At 74.7% G+C, this 18,203-nt stretch carries 14 protein-coding genes; 5 read left to right on the top strand and 9 right to left on the bottom strand.

Translation table 11 applies throughout. The annotated features are described in order from the left end of the window. Nucleotides 1–46: 46 nt before the first annotated feature. The 8 genes from ACH4C6_RS31645 to fahA form a co-directional block, all read right to left on the bottom strand. The gene (locus ACH4C6_RS31645) at nucleotides 47–3,073 is read right to left on the bottom strand and encodes a fumarate reductase/succinate dehydrogenase flavoprotein subunit (protein WP_398112088.1); all 3,027 of its coding nucleotides are present in this window, start codon (nucleotides 3,071–3,073) and stop codon (nucleotides 47–49) included. Between the two features lie 23 nt (nucleotides 3,074–3,096). Next, nucleotides 3,097–3,918 carry an ABC transporter ATP-binding protein gene (locus ACH4C6_RS31640; RefSeq protein WP_398112087.1) on the bottom strand — a complete coding sequence of 274 codons (822 nt, stop codon included), beginning with the start codon at nucleotides 3,916–3,918 and terminating at the stop codon, nucleotides 3,097–3,099. Continuing rightward, nucleotides 3,902–4,792: an ABC transporter permease gene (locus ACH4C6_RS31635; protein ID WP_398112086.1), complete on the bottom strand. Its 891-nt coding sequence runs from the start codon at nucleotides 4,790–4,792 to the stop codon at nucleotides 3,902–3,904. Before ACH4C6_RS31635 ends, ACH4C6_RS31640 begins: the two co-directional genes overlap by 17 nt. Then, nucleotides 4,789–6,135, bottom strand: coding sequence for an ABC transporter substrate-binding protein (locus ACH4C6_RS31630; RefSeq protein ID WP_398112085.1), 1,347 nt, complete (start codon nucleotides 6,133–6,135; stop codon nucleotides 4,789–4,791). The genes ACH4C6_RS31635 and ACH4C6_RS31630 overlap by 4 nt, the downstream gene beginning before the upstream one ends. A gap of 15 nt (nucleotides 6,136–6,150) precedes the next feature. Continuing rightward, the gene (locus ACH4C6_RS31625) at nucleotides 6,151–6,378 is read right to left on the bottom strand and encodes a ferredoxin family protein (RefSeq protein WP_398112084.1); all 228 of its coding nucleotides are present in this window, start codon (nucleotides 6,376–6,378) and stop codon (nucleotides 6,151–6,153) included. A gap of 36 nt (nucleotides 6,379–6,414) precedes the next feature. Then, a complete protein-coding gene (locus ACH4C6_RS31620; protein WP_398112083.1) occupies nucleotides 6,415–7,203 on the bottom strand; it encodes a GntR family transcriptional regulator in 789 nt (262 codons plus the stop codon). A 158-nt stretch (nucleotides 7,204–7,361) separates the two neighbouring features. Beyond that, complete coding sequence (locus ACH4C6_RS31615; protein WP_398112181.1) at nucleotides 7,362–8,300, bottom strand: M56 family metallopeptidase; 939 nt, start codon at nucleotides 8,298–8,300, stop codon at nucleotides 7,362–7,364. Between the two features lie 403 nt (nucleotides 8,301–8,703). Then, nucleotides 8,704–9,915, bottom strand: coding sequence for a fumarylacetoacetase (gene fahA, locus ACH4C6_RS31610; RefSeq protein WP_398112082.1), 1,212 nt, complete (start codon nucleotides 9,913–9,915; stop codon nucleotides 8,704–8,706). Between the two features lie 290 nt (nucleotides 9,916–10,205). Here fahA and ACH4C6_RS31605 point away from each other — a divergent pair, with 290 nt between their 5' ends. From ACH4C6_RS31605 to ACH4C6_RS31585, 5 genes are all read left to right on the top strand, one after another. Further along, entirely contained in the window at nucleotides 10,206–11,453 is a 1,248-nt protein-coding gene (locus ACH4C6_RS31605) for a DegT/DnrJ/EryC1/StrS family aminotransferase (RefSeq protein ID WP_398112081.1), read from the top strand. A gap of 4 nt (nucleotides 11,454–11,457) precedes the next feature. Then, nucleotides 11,458–13,779: a lipopolysaccharide biosynthesis protein gene (locus ACH4C6_RS31600; RefSeq protein ID WP_398112080.1), complete on the top strand. Its 2,322-nt coding sequence runs from the start codon at nucleotides 11,458–11,460 to the stop codon at nucleotides 13,777–13,779. A gap of 195 nt (nucleotides 13,780–13,974) precedes the next feature. Further along, a complete protein-coding gene (locus ACH4C6_RS31595) occupies nucleotides 13,975–15,786 on the top strand; it encodes a glycosyltransferase (protein WP_398112079.1) in 1,812 nt (603 codons plus the stop codon). Next, nucleotides 15,783–16,223 carry a hypothetical protein gene (locus tag ACH4C6_RS31590; RefSeq protein WP_398112078.1) on the top strand — a complete coding sequence of 147 codons (441 nt, stop codon included), beginning with the start codon at nucleotides 15,783–15,785 and terminating at the stop codon, nucleotides 16,221–16,223. Before ACH4C6_RS31595 ends, ACH4C6_RS31590 begins: the two co-directional genes overlap by 4 nt. Continuing rightward, on the top strand, nucleotides 16,220–17,365 hold the full coding sequence (locus ACH4C6_RS31585; RefSeq protein WP_398112077.1) for a glycoside hydrolase family 26 protein: 1,146 nt from the start codon (nucleotides 16,220–16,222) through the stop codon (nucleotides 17,363–17,365). The genes ACH4C6_RS31590 and ACH4C6_RS31585 overlap by 4 nt, the downstream gene beginning before the upstream one ends. A gap of 22 nt (nucleotides 17,366–17,387) precedes the next feature. Here the strand turns inward: ACH4C6_RS31585 and ACH4C6_RS31580 are convergent, their stop codons facing one another. Beyond that, nucleotides 17,388–18,149, bottom strand: a complete 762-nt coding sequence (locus tag ACH4C6_RS31580) for a hypothetical protein (RefSeq protein ID WP_398112076.1) — start codon at nucleotides 18,147–18,149, stop codon at nucleotides 17,388–17,390. Nucleotides 18,150–18,203 lie beyond the last annotated feature (54 nt).

The raw sequence follows: 18,203 nt of genomic DNA, 5'->3' as shown, positions 1-18,203 counted from the left end.
CGTGCCGCGTACGCCCGGCCGCCGGGGGCGGGGCGCCGTGGTGTGGTCACAGCGCCCGTGCCGCGTAGGCCCTGACGTCCGCGTCGGAGTCCGCCGTCGCCGTGGCCAGTGCCGCCCGGGCCTCCTCGGTCGTGCCGTGCCGGGTCAGCGCGAGGACGGCGGCCTTGCGGACGTCGGCGTTGGAGTCCGCCAGGGCCTTGGCGAGGGCCGGGACGGCCACATCGGCCTCGGCGACCGACAGGGCGGTCGCCGCTCCGGCCCGCACCTGCCAGGCCGGTTCGGACAGCGCGGCCACCGCCCGGGTGGACAGCGGGCCGGGGCAGCCGGTGGTGCCGAGGGCGGCGTAGGCGGCGGCGCGCACCAGGGCGTCGGGGTCGCCGAGCAGCACGGTGAGGGCCGCGGTCACGGGCCCGGTCTCCGCCCCGGCACCGACCGGGGCTGCATACCTAGTTTCGGGTCCGGCCCCGGCCCACGGGCCACCATCGGCCTCCGCTCCGACGCCGGCCCCCGCTCCGACGCCGGCCCCCGCTCCGACGCCCGCCCGCGAGGAGGCGCCGGTCCGCGAGGGGGCGCTGGGCCGCCAGGGGGCGCCGGGACGCGAGGGGGTGTCGGCCCGGGTGCCTCCCGTGTGGTCGGCGGGGGCGGTGTTCGCCAGGCGTTCGGCGCCCACCGCGGCCAGGCCCTTGGCGACGGCGACCCGCACCTCGCGGGACGGGTCGGCACCGGCCGCGGCGGCCAGTTCCTCGACCGCGTCCACCGAGACGAGCGCGCGTACGGCCTCGGTCCGCACGGCGAGGTCGGCGTCGGTCAGCGAGGCGGCGAACAGGGCCGCGTCCCCGAGACGCAGGGCCCGCAGGACGTCCAGGGCGGCGGCCCGCACCACCGGGTCCGGCTCGGTCAGGGCGGCGACGAGACCGTCCCGCAGGCCCGGCCCCGGCGGGAGCGTCTCGACGAGTTCCCGCAGGGAGGCGGCCGCGGCGGCCCGGACCTCGGCGGCCGGGTCGCGCAGGGCCGAGGCGAGAGCGGGGCCGGTCCCCGGGGGCAGCGTCTCGGTGAGGACGGCGACGGCCTCCCGGCGCACGGCGGGTGCCGGGTCGGCGAGATAGGGCCGCAGGGCGTCGAGTTCCGGCTGCTCGTCGGCGAGGGCGACGAGTTCGAGGAGCCGGGCGGCGGACCGTTCACCGGCCGGGCCGGGGGAGGGCGGTGCCTGCGGCCCCGCGGCGGGCAGGCCCGGTGCGGCAGCCTCCGCGCCGGCGGCCACGGGCGCCACCTCGCGTGAACCGGCCGTCGCCACGTCCTCGGCGTGGACCTCGCCGATGTGCCGGGGAGCGCCGCCGACCGGGTCGAAACCGTCGACCGGGACGAGGTAGGGGGCCACGGGACGGGCCGTGAACTCCATGACGCCGGCAGGGGACTTGCGCAGATCGAGGTGGTGGAACCAGGACGCGTCGTCGCGGCCGGGGTGGTCGAGACGGTCGTGGTAGAGACCCCAGCGGGACTCCGTGCGGGCCAGGGAAGAGCGGGCGGCCATCTCCGCGCAGTCGCGGATGAAGGTGACCTCGGCGCAGCGCATCAGCTCGTGCGGGGTGCGGGCGCCCATCTCCGCGATGTCGGCGCGCATCCGCTCGAACGCCTCCAGGGCCAGCGACAGCCGGGCGCCGGACTTGGGCGGGGCCACGTAGTCGTTCACGAAGCGGCGCAGCTTGTACTCGACCTGGGGCTGCGGCGGGCCGTCGGGGTTGCGCAGCGGCCGGTAGACCAGCTCGTGCGCCTCGCGCAACTGGTCGGCCGGCAACGGCCCTTCGTACGCCGAGTACCGGGACGCGTCCGCGCCGGCCAGGTCGCCGAAGACGAACGCGCCGATCATGTAGTTGTGCGGGACGCAGGCCAGGTCGCCGGCCGCGTAGAGGCGGGGCACGGTCGTGCGGGCGTGGTCGTCGACGCGGACGCCGGAGGCGGAGTGGCCGCCGCACAGGCCGATCTCGGAGATGTGCATCTCGACGTCGTGGGTGCGGTAGTCGTGACCGCGGCCGGAGTGGAAGGTGCCGCGGGTGGGGCGCTCGGTGGAGTGGAGGATGGTCTCCAGGGCGGAGACCGACTCCTCGGGCAGGTGGCTCAGCTTCAGGTAGACGGGCCCGCGGTCGGAGGCCACCTCGGCGGCGAACTCGGCCATCATCTGGCCCGACCAGTAGTCGGAGTCGACGAAGCGCTCACCGTGCCGGTTGACCTGGTAGCCGCCGAAGGGGTTGGCGACGTAGGCGCAGGCCGGGCCGTTGTAGTCCTTGATCAGCGGATTGATCTGGAAGCACTCGATGCCGGTGAGCTCGGCGCCCGCGTGGTAGGCCATGGCGTAGCCGTCGCCCGCGTTGGTGGGGTTCTCGTAGGTGCCGTAGAGGTAGCCGGAGGCGGGCAGGCCGAGGCGGCCGCAGGCGCCGGTCGCGAGGATCACCGCGCCCGCGCGGACCTGGACGAACCGCCCCGTACGGGTGTTGAAGCCGGCCGCCCCGACGGCCCGCCCCTCCGCCGTGAGGACCCGCACCGGCATCACCCGGTTCTCGATGCGGATCCGCTCGCGCATCTCGCGCCGCCGCAGCTGCCGGTAGAGCACCTTCTTGACGTCCTTGCCCTCCGGCATCGGCAGCACGTAGGAGCCGGAGCGGTGCACCTGCCGGACGGCGTAGTCGCCGTGCTCGTCCTTCTCGAACTTCACGCCGTAGGACTCCAGCCGCTGCACCATGGCGAAGCCGCGGGTGGCGGTCTGGCGGACGGTGGACTGGTCGACGATGCCGTCGTTGGCGCGGGTGATCTCGGCGACGTAGTCGTCGGGTTCGGCGCGGCCGGGGATGACGGCGTTGTTCACGCCGTCCATGCCCATGGCGAGCGCGCCGGAGTGGCGGACGTGGGCCTTCTCCAGCAGCAGCACGTCCGCGCCGTGCTCGGCGGCGGTCAGTGCCGCCATGGTGCCGGCGGTGCCGCCGCCGATGACGAGGACGTCGCAGCTCAGCTCCTCGGCGTCGGCGAGGGACGGGACGGCCAGGGGGGTGTCCGCAGGGGGGTTCACGGAGGTGGTCACCGGGGTGCCTTTCACGTACCGAGTCACGTACCGAGCGAGGTGAGGACGTCGCGCCGCAAGGCCTTGCGGGCCGGGTCGTCGTGCGCGGAGCGGTCGCGCGGGCGGGGGATGTCCCGCACGGAGAGCAGGCCGCCCGCGCCGAGCAGGGCCACCCGGTCGCCGAGGAACAGCGCCTCGTCCACGTCGTGGGTGACGAAGACGACGGTGGCGCCGGTGCCCCGTAGCACCTCCACCAGCAGGTCCTGCATGCCGGCCCGGGTCTGTGCGTCCAGCGCGCCGAACGGCTCGTCCATCAGCACGGCGCGGGGCCGCCCGGCCAGGGCGCGCGCCAGTTGCACGCGCTGGCGCTGCCCGCCGGAGACGCGGTGCGGCAACTGCCGTTCCTGGGCCCCGAGTCCGACCCGTTCCAGCCAGGACCGGGCCTGCTCCCGCCGGTCGGCGCGGGGCACTCCGCGGATGGCGAGCGGCAGTTCGACGTTGGCGCGCAGGGTGCGCCAGGGGAGCAGCGCGTCCTCCTGGAAGACCAGGGCGCGTTCGGCCGAGGGACCGGTCAGCGGCCGCCCGTCCTCGGTGAGGGTGCCCGTGAGGGGCGGCAGCAGCCCGGCCAGGGTGCGCAGCAGGGTCGACTTGCCGCAGCCGGACGGGCCGACGACGGTGAGGATCTGGCCGGGTGGGACGTCCAGGTCGACGCCGTCCAGGGCGGGCGCGCCGGGACGGCCCAGACCGGCTCCGGACAGCGTGAGGCGGGTGCCGCGCACCGGGGTGCCGGGCGGGCCGCCGTCCGGGGCGCCGGCCTGCTTCTCCGGGGATGCGGTGGCGGGGACGGTCTCAGACGAGGTGCTCATCGCGGGCCTCCTCGGTTCGGGCGCCGCCGGGCGCCTCGGACGGGGTGTCGCCCGCGGGAGCGGGTGCGGGCTTCCGCGGCCGGTCCGGCCGGTGGGCCCGGGCCGCCGTGCCGTGCGCGGTGCGCGGGAGCCAGCGTGTGAGGCGGCGGCCCAGGAGTTCCACCGCGGTGGAGGTGAGCCAGCCCAGGACGCCGATGGTGACCATGCCGACGAACACGCCGGGGTAGTCGACGACCGTGTAGTCCTGCCAGGTGCGGTAGCCGACGCCGTACTGGCCGGAGATCATCTCGGCGGAGATCACGCAGATCCACGACACGCCGATGCCGACGGACAGGCCGCCGAACACCCCGGGCAGCGCACCCGGCAGGACGACGGAGCCGAGGACCCGCCACCGGCCGCCGCCCATGGTGCGTACGGCCTCCTCCCACACCGGGGTCAGGGCCCGCACGGCGTGCCGGGTGGAGACCAGGACCGGGAAGAAGGCGGCGGTGCAGGTGATGAAGACGATGCCCTGCTCGTTGGAGGGAAACAGCAGGATCGCGACCGGGACCAGGGCGATGGCGGGGACCGGCCGGACCACCTCCAGGAGGGGGCCGAGCAGGTCCTCGGCCAGCCGCGAGCGCGCGACGAGCACGCCTGTGGCCACACCGAGGACGGCGGCCAGCAGGAAACCGGTGAGGATGCGGGTGAGGCTGTCGGTGAGGTCCGTCCAGTAGTCCGGCCCGGACATCCGGGCGCCGAAGGCCCGGGCCACGTCGGCGACCGTGGGGAACTGCGAGAAGCGCAGCCACAGGTCGACGTCCTTGCTGGTCAGCACCTGCCACAGAGCGAGGGCGGCGACCGGCGACAGCACCCGGAGCGCGTACCGCCTCACGACGCCCGCTCCAGGGCGTCGGCGTAGGGGACGACCCGTGCCCCGCGGTGCGCGGCGACGTAGGCCCGTGCCGTGTCGGGCGCCACGAACGGCAGCAGTTCCCGGCCGTCGGCCACCCACACGGCCTTGTCGGCGAACCACTGGGTGCCGGTGGTGGTGTCGGGGACGTAGGCGGCCCGGACGCCGTCGCGGTGCTCGGCGAGGTGGCGCAGCAGGTCGGAGGGCGAGTCGAACGTGACCGTCTTCGAGGCGCCCTCGGGCCAGGCCTCGCTCGCGGCCGGGGCGGGCTTCGTGGCGAGGTGCCGGGAGTACGCCGTCGTCCCGAGGGCCTTCTTCACGTACCGGTCGTCGACGAAGGAGTCCACGTCCACGTCGCCGGTGAGCTTCGCCGACTTGAGGATCGCGACGTCCTTCTTCAGCGCGGCCACGAGCTCGGGCCGGACGGCCGGGTCGAACGTGGCGATGCCGTGGGCGCCGTTGTAGAGGTAGACGACCTCCGCGGGCAGGCCGGTGGCCTTCGCCACCTTCTCCGCGGCGGCCACCGGGTGCCGGTGGAGGTAGTCCGTCGCCTCCGCCTGGGCCTTGAGGAAGGCCTCCAGGACGGCCGGGCGCCGCGTGGCGAACTCCTCGCGCGCGGTGACGCCGTGGAAGGTGGGCAGGTTCAGCCGGGCCCCGTCGTAGAGCGCCCGGGCCTTGCCCTGGAAGGCGAGCAGACCCGGCCAGGCGACGAACTGCGACAGTGCGTCGGCGCTGCCCGCGGTCAGCGCCGAGGCGCCCACGGAGGGCTGCTGGTTGAGCTTCTCGATCCCGTCCTCCGGGTCGATGCCGGCGCGCTGGAGGGCCCGTACGAGGGTGCCGTCGGCGGCCGACCCCACGCTCGTGGAGATCTTCGCGCCCTTCAGGTCCGTCAGCGAGTCCAGGCGCGAACCGGGCGCGGTGACGATGGTGTTGAGGCCGCCGCGCAGGTTGTAGCCGGTGACCGAGACCAGGCGGGTCGGGCTGTTCAGCTGCTTGCCGCGGGCCGCGTTGATGAGGAGCGGGAAGTCGCCCATCGAGCCGATGTCGATCTTCCCGGCGGTCATCTGCGCGGTGATGGGCGCGCCGGTGGCGTAGTCCTGCCAGTCCACCTCGTAGCGCACGCCGTCGTGCAGGGCGTTCAGCTGCTTCTCGAAGGCGCCCAGGGAGCGGAGCAGGGTGCCCGCCGTGACGGTGTTGATCGTCCGGGACTGGTAGCCGACGGTGACGGTGACCGTGGAGTCGCCGCCGGCCTCGGCGTCACCGCCGCAGGCGCTGAGCGGGAGCAGGAGGACGAGCGCGGACAGGGCGACTGCTGTGCGTTTCATGGGAGTTCGGGCCTCTCACCGGAGCAGGTAGGGCATGTTGACCGTGACGGCTCCGGTGGGGCAGCGCGCCGCGCACGGGCCGCAGTACCAGCACTCGTCGACATGCATGTAGGCCTTGCCGTTGCGCTCGTCGATGGCGAGGGAGTCCAGCGGGCACATGTCCACGCAGAGCGTGCAGCCGTCGATGCACTTCGACTGGTCGATGGTCACGGGCACGTCGGCCCGCTGGGGCGCCAAGGGCATGGCTGTCTCCAGGAAGGTGGGCGGGCGGGTGGCGGGTTACCGGTTCCGGTGCAGGGAGCCGCTCATGGCGATGCGGTCCCCGCGGAAGCGGATGAACTCCAGGTCGACCGGGCGGCCGTCCTCGAGGTGGGTGAGGCGCTCCAGCATCAGGACGGCGGCGCCGTGCGGGGCCTCCAGCACGGCGGCCGAGTGGGTGTCCGCGCTGACCGCTTCGAGGGTGATCTCGGCGTGGCCGAGGCGCCGGCCGGTGACGGCTTCCAGCAGCCGGAAGACGTCGGTGTTCTCGAGGTCGGCGCCGAGCAGCCCGGCGCCGATGTCGAGGGGGACGTAGGTGAGGTCGAGGGACAGGGGCAGGCCGTTCAGCCTGCGCAGGCGTTCGATGTACAGGACGTCGGTGCCGGGTGCCAGTTCGAGCCGGGCGGCGACCGGCGCGGGTGCCGGGGCGGGGCCCATCGTGCGGACCTCGTTGGTGACCCGGCCGTGCTCGCGCAGGGTCTCCGCGAGGCCCATCAGGCGGTCCAGGCCGTGGGGGTACTTGTGGGCCGTGACCACGGTGCCGACACCGGGCCGGCGTTCCACCAGGCCCTCGGCCCGCAGCAGGTCGAGGGCCTCGCGGACCGTGTTGCGGCCGGCGCCGTAGTCGGCGGCGAGGGTCGACTCGTGGGGGAGGGCGCCGTCGGGGAAGGCGCCGGTGAGCAGTTGCCTGCGCAGCAGGTCGGCCAGTTGCCGGGCCCGGTCGGCGCGCAGCCGTCGCCGCGCGCGGTGGGCGGCGACGGTGGTCGCGGCTCCCTGTCCGGCGTGGTCTCGGATGCGGTCACTGGGCATGGATCGGACCCTACCCATCCGGTAGGGAAAGTGGTGTTGCGGCAATGTTGCGCCACCGCGCAGGCCACCGGCTCGACTGCTGAGCTGGCCTTTCGGCTCCCCGGTGGCCGGAACCGCCACCGGCCGGGGACCGGGGGCCGCCGCCTTCCCGAGCGGGGCTAGGACAGGGCCGTCAGCCCCGGGGCGAACGCGATCAGCAGCGGCAGCAGCGGCACGAGCGCGGCCGTGGTGGTGGTCAGGGCGCGGTGCCGGCGGTCCAGCCGCGGCGGCGGCTCCAGCAGCCGGTCGACCCGCTCGCCCAGCAGCCGGTGGCTGGAGGCGCAGGACAGCACGCCCCGGTGCTGGTTGAGCTCGATCAGGGCCAGCGCGGTGGTCAGATGGCCGCAGCGGCGCGAGGCCGTGTCGTCGGCGGCGAGTTCGACCAGGCGGTGCGTCTGGTCGCAGAAGTGCGCGAACAGCGGGATCCGCGGGAAGCCGGTGGCGAGGGCGGTGGACAGGTGCAGCAGCCAGTCGTGGTGCGCCCGGGCGTGGTTGCGTTCGTGGGTGAGCACGGCGTCGAGCTGGTGGCCGGTGAGCCGGTGCAGGGCCCCCGTGGTGACGATCAGCTGGGGCGGGCTGCCGGGCATCCACCAGGCGTCCGGGTACTCGTCCTCCAGAACGAGCAGCGGTCCGCGGGTGGCGGGCAGACCCGCCGGCAGGTCGGGGGCGCGCTCGCGCAGATGGGCGCGGGCCACGGACCGGCGGCGGCGCGCCTCGACGAGTTCGCGCGCGAGCATCGCGGTGGTCCAGGCGGCCCCGCAGGCCAGCAGGAGGGTGAGGGCGGCGGCCCACGGCGGGGCGGCCGACAGGTCGTACGCCGCCGTCACCGCGGGCGGCGCCGGCGCGAAGAGCTGGGCCCGGACCGTGCCGAACACGGCGGCCGCCCCCAGGGAGAGCGCCGTCAGGCAGCACAGCAGGACGGTGGCGACCAGGCACTGCCACACCCACAGCGCGACGACCGGTTCCCGCTCCGGCCACGAGGCCCGGGTCAGCGCACGGGGAACGGGCACGGCGGCCGTCACGGCGACAACGCTCAGCAGGAGCAGGCAGACGGTCATGGCCACGGGCTCCGGTTCCTGGTGGAAAAGGGGCGGCTACGGGTCGTGCGGGGGAGGCGGTCGCCGTGCGCGCGGGTGGTGCGGCCGCCTCGCCCGCCGGTGACGCGACCGCGCACACCGGTGGGCGCCACGGGCGCACCGGACGCGCCGTGCACGCGCGCGGGCGCGCACACCGCCCGACGCCCAGTATGACGGGGCGGGGCGGCGTGCGTCAGGGGCTGAAGCGGATGCGAGCACGCGCCGTCCGCGCCCGCGAGCTCCAGTCCGTCCGCGCCCGCTTGGGCCGCTCCGTCCGCGCCCGCGAGAACCCTCCGCACCGTCCGGGGACGAGAGGGCGTGCCCCGCTCCGGGACGACGAGGGCCGCCCCGTCCCCGGGGCGGCTTCGGCTCCCTCGGGGCGGCTTCAGCCCGTCACGATCCGGCCCGTCACCTCGCCCAGCCCCACCCGTACGCCGTCCGGGCCGGGGGCCCAGGCGGTCAGGGTGACCACGTCGCCGTCCTCCAGGAACGTCCGCTTGCCGTCGGGCAGTTCCAGCGGGTCGCGGCCGTTCCAGGTCAGCTCCAGCAGGGAGCCGCGCTCCCGCTCGGCCCGGCCGCTGACCGTGCCGGAGCCGTAGAGGTCGCCGGTGCGCAGGGACGCGCCGTTGACCGTCATGTGGGCCAGCTGCTGGGCGGCCGTCCAGTACATGGTGGAGAAGGGCGGCTCGGAGACGACGTGCCCGTTGATCGCGATGCTGATGCGCAGGTCGTAGCCGCCGGGCTCCTCGCCGGCGTCGTCCAGGTACGGCAGCAGCTCGTGCGTCCGGGCCGGGGGTGCGACCCGGGCCTCGTCCAGGGCGTCCAGGGGGGTGATCCACGCGGACACGGACGTGGCGAAGGACTTGCCGAGGAACGGGCCGAGGGGCACGTACTCCCAGGCCTGGATGTCGCGGGCGGACCAGTCGTTGAGGAGGCACAGCCCGAAGACGTGCTCGCGGAAGTCGGTCAGGGCCACCGGTGCGCCCATGCGGGACGGCACGCCCACGACGAAGCCGACCTCCGCCTCGATGTCCAGGCGGATCGACGGGCCGAACACCGGCGCGGGGTCGGTGGGCGCCTTGCGCTGGCCCGAGGGGCGCTGGACCTCCGTGCCGGAGACCACGACCGTGCCGGAGCGGCCGTGGTAGCCGATCGGCAGGTGCTTCCAGTTGGGGGTGAGGGAGTCCTCCGCGTCGGGCCGGAAGATCTGGCCCACGTTGCGGGCGTGGTTCTCCGAGGCGTAGAAGTCGACGTAGTCCGCGACCTCGAAGGGCAGGTGCAGCGTCACCGAGGACAGCGGGTGGAACAGCTCCTCGACGGCCTCGCGGTGGGACGGCACGGTCACCCAGGCGGTGAGCGCCCGGCGCACGTCCGACCAGGCGGTGCGCCCGGCGGCCAGCAGCGCGTTGAGCGTCGGCTGCGCGAGCAGGGAGGCGTACGGGGAGCCGAGCGCATGGGCCGCGGCGCCCGCGTCCAGCACATGGTCGCCCAGCCGGACGCCCACCCTCCGGTCGTCGGAACCGGGGAGGGAGAACACGCCGTACGGCAGGTTGTGCGGGCCGAAGGGGTCACCCTCGGGGACATCGAAGGGGGGCATCGGGTGCTGCCTCGCTTTCGGGTGTGCCATGTCGTCGCCACGTGTCCGTGGTCCTGCCACACGTTACGTGCGACGCACCCGATCCGGGCAGGGTCCCGCGCGACGAACGGGACGAAGGGGGCAGGTGACGTGCGCCCGGCCCCGCCGGACGGGACACCACATGCGTACGTGCCGGAAGTTATCCACAGGACGCGACGCAATCTTGACGGAGCGGTGCGAACAGGGCGACTCTGGGCGGGTGCCGGAAGGCCTCGGGGAGGGGGCGTTCCGACGGCACACCAGGGGGGCGGATGGCCATTGGGGAGGCCGGTCCGGGTTCGCTGCGGCATGGTGCACGGCTCGAGCGGCTGGAAGACACCATGCGCACGCGGCTCGGCCGGGAATGTGTGTACGTACCGTCGTGCCGTTTCGGGTTGTACGTGGCGCTGCGCCACTGGTGCCCGCCCGGCGGACGGGTGCTGATGTCGCCGGTCAACGACGACGTGATCTTCTTCGTCGTGCTCGCGGCCGGACTGCGTCCCGTGCAGGCGCCGTTGAACCCGTTCGACGCGTCCATCGACGTCGACGCGGTGCCGGACGAGGTGTGGGGCTCGGTGTCGGCCGTGCTGACGACGAACCTGTACGGCAACCCGGACGCGGCGCCGCGGCTGCGGCGCACGTGCGACGCCCTCGGCATCCCGCTGTTCGAGGACGGTGCGCACGCGATCGGCAGCAGGGTGGGGGACCGGCCCGTCGGCGCGTGGGGCGAGGCCTCGGTGTTCAGCCTGTCCAAGCACGTGGGCGCCCAGGCCGGGGGCATGCTCTCGCTCGCCGACCCGGGCCTCGGCGAGGCGGTGCGCAAGACCTGCGCGGGACTGCTCGCGCCGGGCCGGCCGCTGGCCGAACTGGCCTACCTGGTCCGGCCGTACGCCGAGGCGGCCGTGCGGGGGCTGCGGCTGCGCCGGGCCGCGTGGGCCGCGGTGCGGCTGCTCGGACTGGCCGACCGCGACGAGATCCGCATGCCGCTGCGCCCGGGCCTGCTCGCCCGCGCCGCCCCCCACGCGCCCGGGCTCGACGCCCACCACCCCTGGGTGCGCGTGGACATGCACGACTACCGCCTGGAGTCCGGCCCGTTGAGGCTGGCCCGTATCGAACGCAGGCTGGCCCGGCTGGACGGCGTGCTGGACGCCTGCCGCGCGGGCACCGAGCTGCTGCTGGCCACGCCGTGGGCCAGACCCCGTGACGCGTACGGGACACAGCCGTTGTTCCGGGTGCCGCTGTTCGTGGCGGACCGGGACGCGGCGATCGCGGCCCTGGCGCAACGGGGCATCGTCGTCGGCTACTTGTACGACCCGCCGCTGGACGACTACGCCGGTGCGGAGTTCACCGACCCCTCACCGGCACCCGAGGCGGCCCGCTGGTTCGCGCGGCACGCGCTGCCCGTGGACCCGCTGCGGGCACGGACGGTCGTCGAGGTGCTGGAGCGGTCCGGGGCCCGGCCGGCCGCCCTGCCGGACGCCCTGTCCGGGAGCGGTCGGACAGCGGGAGGGCTGGGGTAGTTCCGTGGCTGAGACCCAGGTGCACGAGTCCGCCGCCGCGCGCGCCGGCGACGGACCGCCGCCTGCCGACAGCGGGCACACCCACGACTCGCTGTTCAAGAACGCCTACTTCCTCATGCTCAGCACCGGCGTCTCGGCCGTCCTGGGGCTGGGCTTCTGGCTGGTGGCGACCCGCTACTACTCCGAGGAGGCGGTCGGCCAGGGCTCGGCCGCCATCGCCGCGATGCGGCTGCTCGCCAGCATCACCGCGACCACGATGATCGGCGCCGTCGTCCGCTTCGTCCCGCGCGCCGGCCGGGACACCGGGCGGCTGGTGTGGGGCACCTACGTGGCCAGCTCGCTGGTCGTCGCGCTCGCCGCCGCCGTCTTCCTGCTCACCCTGGACGCGTGGGGCGCCTCCTACGCCCCGCTGGGCACGCCCCTGGCGGGCGCGGTGTTCGTCGCGGCGTGCGTGGCCTGGGCGCTGCTGACCCTTCAGGACGGCGTCCTCACCGGCCTGCGCAAGGCGGAGTGGGTGCCGGCGGGCAACGCGGTGTTCTCCGTCGGCAAGCTGGCCCTGCTGGCCGTCCTCGCCGGCACCCTGCCCGTGCTCGGCATCTTCGTCTCCTGGGCGGTGGCCATCGCCTTCTCCACGCTGCCCCTGGGCTGGCTGATCTTCCGCCGGCTCATCCCGCGGCAGGCCCGGGCCGACCGCGACAAGGACCCGCCGAAGCTGCGGGACATGGGCCGGTTCCTGGCCGGGGACTCCCTCGGCGCGCTGTTCAGCCTCGCCATGATCAACCTGCTGCCGGTGATGGTCGCGGTCCGCTTCAGCGCCGCCGAGAACGGCTACTTCTACGTGGCGTACACCGTCGGCGGCACGATGGAGTTCATGGCCATCAACATGGCCTCCTCGCTCACCGCCCACGCCTCGCACGATCCGCGCCGGCTCGCCGACGGCGTGCGGGGCGCCCTGCGCCGCATGACGCTGCTGCTGGTCCCGGTCGTGGCGGTCCTGGTCCTGTTCGCCCCGTACATCCTCACGCCGTTCAGCCCGGACTACGCCGAGCACGGCTCGACCGTGCTGCGACTGCTCGCCCTCGGCGCACTGCCCCGGGTCGTGGTGGAGCTGTACATCGGCGTGCTGCGCGTCCAGGGGCGCACGGGCGTGCTCGCCGCACTCCAAGGGGCCATGTGCGCCCTGGTGCTGGGCAGTGCGGCCGTGCTCTTCACCCCGGCCGGGATCGCCGGCGCCGGCTGGGCGGTGCTGCTGAGCATGACGCTGATCGCCGTCGTGTCCGCCGCCGGGCTGCGTGCGGCCCTGCGCCCCGCCACCGGCCCGCCCGCACCCCGCCCGCCCGCCGTCCCGGACCCGGACGAGCCCTCCTACGGCACCCGCTGGGCCAGACTGAACGCCACCGCCGGGTACGGCACGACCTGGGCCCGCAGGGCCGCGTACCGGCCGGACGGCGACCAGGACACCGTCGCCCTCTTCATCGGGCGCCCCGGGTACGAGCGCGAGGCCCTCCAGGCGGACACGATGGCTCTCGTCGTGCGGCCGGAGGGCACCGCCGGACGCGCCCAGGCGCCCGCGGAGCCCGCGGGAACGGGGCGTTCACCCGGCCCGGCGGACCGGCCCGCGGAAGCGGACCCGGGGGAGCGGCGGCTGCGCGGCGCCCTGTGGAGTCTCCTCGGCGTCGCCGTGATCTTCTTCTGTGCGCCGCTGCGCGACCTGCCCTGGCTCACGCACCCCAGCGAAACGGCGCCGACCGGACGGCAGTTGCTGCACGGCCTGCCGCTGCCGTCGCTCACCGCGGGCGCCGTGCTGCTCGTGGTGTTCGCCGCCGCCGTCACCCTGCTCACCCGGCCCGGCCCGTGGCTGCCCGGCACCGCCCTGGCCGCCGTCCTGCTCGCCCTGCACACCGCACCGGTCGCCCTGGGGCGGCACCCGCGGCCGGTGGACGGGGCGGGGTACGAGAGGGCGGCCGGCTCCCTGGCGGACGTGCTCGGACTCGCCGGGCCCGGGCCGCTGCTGCGCTGGGCGCCGCCGGTCTGCCTGCTGCTGTGCCTCGTGCCGCTGTGGCCGCTGCTCGCCCGGGCGGCCGGACGCCTGCCGTGGCAGGGGCGCTGGGGGGTGCTGTACCTCGTGGCGGTCGGCGGCTGGGTGTGGCGTGAGGCGCTCGCGCCCCTCGCGCCGCTCCTGCTCGCCGCCCTGTGCGTCCTCGCCGCCCTCGCCCCGCTCCCGCCGCTCCTGCGCCGGGCCGCGCGCGCGTGGGGCCCCGTCCGCTTCATCCGCTCCGCGTCCCGCCGCACCGCGCACAGACCGCCGGCCGGCCGCCACGACTGATCACGCCAGAGCCGAACAGAGCCGAACCGCCAGGGGGGAACCACCGTGCGTCCGCCAGCCACTCCGAAGGAGAGATCCACGCCGGAACCCGCACCCGCACGGGCCGGCACGGGCATCCCGGACAGCCGTCCGGAAACCGCCGGGCAGGCGGCCGGCCCCGTCTCCCCGGAGTCGCCGGGCCCCGTCCACGAGCCCGTGACGGACCTGTCCGACCTGCCTCCCGCCCTGCCGGGGCGCGGGGCCCTCGGCCGGTCCGGCGTCCCGCTGTTCGTGGCGCTGGCGCTCTGGGCGTACGCCGTGCGGCACACCGACGTCTCCCGGCTCGACGACTACGGGCTGGTCAGCGCACTGCACCCGGCGTTCTGGGCCGGACTGGCGGTCCTCACGGCCGGGTTCTTCCTCACGGTCCGCGATCCGCGCCGCCCGGGAGCCTGGGCGGCGGCGTACGTGCTGGGGCTGCTGGTGATGGAGCGGGCCACCCAGGCCGTGCTCTACCCGACGCCGCTGTACGCCTGGGCGTGGAAACACGACGCGGTCATCGACCACCTGCTGACGGCGGGCGGCCTGCAGACGGCCGACCAGGTCGGCGACATGGCCGTCTACGACCAGTGGCCGGGCTTCTTCGCCGCCCAGGCCGCCCTGGTGCGGCTGCTGGGCGTGGAGTCGTCGACGCTGTTCATGGCCTGGTGGCCGCTGGTCTCCAGCCTGATGCTGCTGCTCCCGCTGCTGCTGATCTACCGCACCTTCACCCGGGACCGGCGGCTGATCTGGACCGCGGTCTGGCTGTTCTACGTCGCCAACTGGGTCGGGCAGGACTACTTCTCGCCCCAGTCGGTGGCCTACGCGCTGCACCTGGGGGTGCTGGCGGTGGTGCTGCGCCGCTTCGGCCGGACCCCGGCGGGCGGCGGACCGCGGCCCGCGGTGTGGACGGTGCTGGTCACCCTGCTGGTCACGGCCATCGTCATCTCCCACCAGCTCACCCCGGGCATGCTGGTCGTCTGCCTGCTCGCCCTGTGCCTCAGCCGCGGCCACCGCGACTGGGTCCCGCTCGCCACCACCGTCGTCATCTTCCTGGCCTGGTGCCTGACGGCCGCGCTGCCGTTCCTGTCCGCCGCGATGCCCGACATGATCCGCTCGGTCGGGGACGTCGGCGCCAACGTCGAGACCGGCTACGGCGCCACCCCGACGGGCACCGGGGCCGTCGCCACCTCCTGGGCGGCCCGGCTGCTCTCCGGCTCGGTGCTGCTGCTCGCCGCCTGCGGCGTGCTGCGCCGACGGGCGCTGCGCCACCGGGCCCGGCCGCTGCTGCTGATCGCCGCGGCCCCGCTGCCGATGTTCGCGGCGAGCAGCTACGGCAGCGAGATGATCTTCCGCGTCCTGCTGTTCATGCTGCCCGGCGCCGCCTTCTTCGCCGCCGCGGCGATCCTGCCCGGGGCGCACCCCCCGTCCGCGGACGTCGGGTCCCGGGAGACCGGCGACGCCCGGCCCGCCTCCCCGGGGGCCCGGCGCCGGGCGGCCGCCACCTGGGTGCCCCTGGGGGCGCTCCTGGCCGGGTCCCTGGCGTTCGTCCCCGCCTACTCGGGCAAGGACCGGATCAACTACTTCCCGCCGCAGGAGGTGTCCCTCGTGCAGGAGTTGTTCGACCGGGCGCCCGAGGGCTCCCTCGTCGTCGCCGCCAACCGCAACTACCCGCTGGCCTACGACTCCTACGGAAGCGTCGACCACTACTGGTTCCTCGACGACGCGCGCAGCCACGTCGACCGGATCGTCGCCCGGCCCGCCGCGACCCTCGCCACCGACATGGCCGGGGTGGAGCGGCCGGCCCGCGCCTACCTCCTGCTCACCCAGGGGCAGTACGCCAACTCCGAGATGAACGGGCAGCTCACGAAGGCGCAGCTGGACCGCATCCGGGACTCCGTCGCGGCCTCGCCGCGGTTCGAGCTCGTGGCGGAGAACGGCGCCGGGTGGCTCTACGCACTGAAGCAGTCAGGGGGAGCACAGCGATGACACCGCGGGAACTCCTGGCCCGGACGGTGCCCCCGTTCGGGGGCTGGCTGGCCCTCGCCGCGCTCGCCCTGCCCGGCGGATCACCGCTGCGCGGCGCGGCCGTCGTGCTCTTCCTGGCGGCGGGACCGGGCGCCGCCCTGGTCCGGGTGTGCGCTCCCGCCCTGGCGGCCCACCCCGCCGAAGGCCCGGCCGCCGGCCGTGAGGCGACGTTCGCGCGCCGCTCCGACCTGCTGGAGCGGCTGATGCTGGCCCTGTTCGTGTCCGTCGCGGCCGTGATGCTCGTCGCGACCGTCCTGATCGCCACGCACACCTTCAGCGCGCAGCGCGTGCTGCTGACGCTGACCCTGCTCACCACCATCGCCGCGTTCTGTCCGCCGCTGCGCGCCTCCCCGCGGGCGCGGACGACGCCGACGCCACCGGAGGGTTCCGCCCAGTGAGGTTCGACCGTCTCCGCCCCTTCCTCCGCCGCGGCCCGGACCGGGCCGGGCAGCACCGCCCGGAGCGCTCCGCCGGGCGGCGCCCCGGCGGGCCGTTCGCCTCGAAGCGGCGCCGGCTGCTGCTCACGTCCGCGACGGTGGTGAGCGCCGTCCTGGTCGCCGTCCTGGCGCTGCGCAACGCGTCGGGTCCGGAGCCGGGAGCCACCGGTTCCCGGGCCGACTGCCGTCCGACGGCCCTGCTGGAGCCGCCCTGCGGGGCCTGGTTCGGCGCGTTCGTGCCGCACGAGCGGGACGATCTGCCGGAGAAAGTCGCCGCCTACGAGCGCCGCGTGGGCCGCAAGCTCGACATCGTGTACACGTACCACGACATGTCGCTGCCCGAGGGGGCCCGCCGCGAGGGCCGGTTGCTCACCCCGGAGGAGCGGCAGGTCGGCCGGGACCGCATGCTGCTGCTGTCCTGGGAGAGCAAGTGGTGGGGCGGCACGAGGAAGCAGCAGCCGACGTGGAGGCAGATCGCCGCCGGGGAACTGGACGAGCGGGTCATCGACGTCCAGGCCCGGCGCGTCAAGGACTACGGCAGGAAGGTGTTCCTCTCCTTCGACCTGGAGATGGACACCCGCACCCCCGCCAACGGCACACCGGCGGAGTTCGTGCGCGCCTGGCGGCACATCCACGACCGGTTCCGGGACCTGGGCGTCCGCAACGTGGTGTGGACGTGGATCACCACCGGCTACCTCGACCACGCCGACACGATGAAGGCGATGTACCCGGGCGACGACTACGTCGACTGGGTCGGCTACAACCAGTACAACTACTACCGCTGCCACGACACCGGCTGGCGCAGCTTCGCCCGGACCCAGGACGCCACGCACGCGTGGATCCGCGAGCACATCTCCGGCGACAAGCCGCTGATGCTCTCCGAGTTCGGCACCGCCGCCGACACGGACCGCCCGGACCGGCAGGCCGAGTGGTACGCGCAGGTGCCCTCCGTGCTGAAGCGACTGGACGGCGTCAAGGCGGCCCTGCAGTGGAACTACCGCGACCCGGGGCCCCACTGCGACCTCGCCCTGGCCAACGACGCGGCCTGGGACAGCCTGCGCACCGCGGTCGCGGACCCGTACCTCAACCAGCCGCTCGGGTAGCCGGTGCCCCGGCGGCGATCGGCTACCGCACCACGACGCTGTCCCCGGACGACGTGGACGGCCCGGTGGTGCTGTTGCCGTAGTACACCCAGCGCCAGGTACCCGTCGTGGAGGCCTTCACGGTCGTCCTGAGCTCACCCGAGCCGTTGGCGTACACCTTCTTGACCGTGCTGTAGGAGGCGGTGCCGGCCGGCTTGAACTGCAGGCTCACCAGGCGGCCCCCGTAGGAGGCGTACTTCCTGGTCTGCCAGTCGGCCCGCGTGACCTTCCCGGTGACCGTGATGGTCCGGCCCTTGTCCACCGGCTCGGGCGAGGCGTTGACGGTCAGGCGGGAGTTGCGCTTGACCTGGACCGTCAGGTCCTCGTGGTCGGTGTCACCGCCGTCCCCGTCGAAGTGCACCCGGGCCGCGACCTTCCACACCCCGGCCTCGCTGTTGCGCATGTCCCACACGCTCGGGTCGAAGTACATCGTCTCGTCGAAGTCGCAGACGCCCGCGCTCACCCTGTGGCAGTCGCTGGTCTCGATGGCGTGCCACAGCTCGTCCCCGTTGTCGCGGTAGAGGTACACCGCCGGGTACTCCCACGCCCGGGTGGTCGCCATCCGGAAGGAGGCGGGCACCGCGACCTCCTTCGACGTCCCGATCACGATCGGCTTGCCGTCGTTCACCTGGACACGGGTGAACGCGACGCCACCCTCGGCCGCCCCGGCCGGCACCGCGGCCACGGCCGTGAACACCGCCGCGGCACCGCCGGCCACGGCGACTCTCCAGACCTGCTTCCCCACCTGATCCCCGATCTCCGTACGGAAAGGCGCCGGAGGCTCGTCCTCCGGCGCCTT

It is taken from the genome of Streptomyces sp. NPDC017943 (assembly GCF_044328425.1).
In the GTDB taxonomy this organism is placed as follows: domain Bacteria; phylum Actinomycetota; class Actinomycetes; order Streptomycetales; family Streptomycetaceae; genus Streptomyces; species Streptomyces djakartensis_A.
Note: the sequence above shows the minus strand (reverse complement) of the source record. Positions and strands in the feature narration are given on the sequence as shown.

Bases quoted from the DNA above. Each gene is read 5' to 3' on its own strand.
- ACH4C6_RS31640 (WP_398112087.1), bottom strand. From the start codon at position 3,918: ATGAGCACCTCGTCTGAGACCGTCCCCGCCACCGCATCCCCGGAGAAG.
- fahA (WP_398112082.1), bottom strand. From the start codon at position 9,915: ATGCCCCCCTTCGATGTCCCCGAGGGTGACCCCTTCGGCCCGCACAAC.
- ACH4C6_RS31590 (WP_398112078.1), top strand. From the start codon at position 15,783: ATGACACCGCGGGAACTCCTGGCCCGGACGGTGCCCCCGTTCGGGGGC.
- ACH4C6_RS31620 (WP_398112083.1), bottom strand. From the start codon at position 7,203: ATGCCCAGTGACCGCATCCGAGACCACGCCGGACAGGGAGCCGCGACC.
- ACH4C6_RS31605 (WP_398112081.1), top strand. From the start codon at position 10,206: ATGGCCATTGGGGAGGCCGGTCCGGGTTCGCTGCGGCATGGTGCACGG.
- ACH4C6_RS31615 (WP_398112181.1), bottom strand. From the start codon at position 8,300: ATGACCGTCTGCCTGCTCCTGCTGAGCGTTGTCGCCGTGACGGCCGCC.
- ACH4C6_RS31630 (WP_398112085.1), bottom strand. From the start codon at position 6,135: ATGAAACGCACAGCAGTCGCCCTGTCCGCGCTCGTCCTCCTGCTCCCG.
- ACH4C6_RS31625 (WP_398112084.1), bottom strand. From the start codon at position 6,378: ATGCCCTTGGCGCCCCAGCGGGCCGACGTGCCCGTGACCATCGACCAG.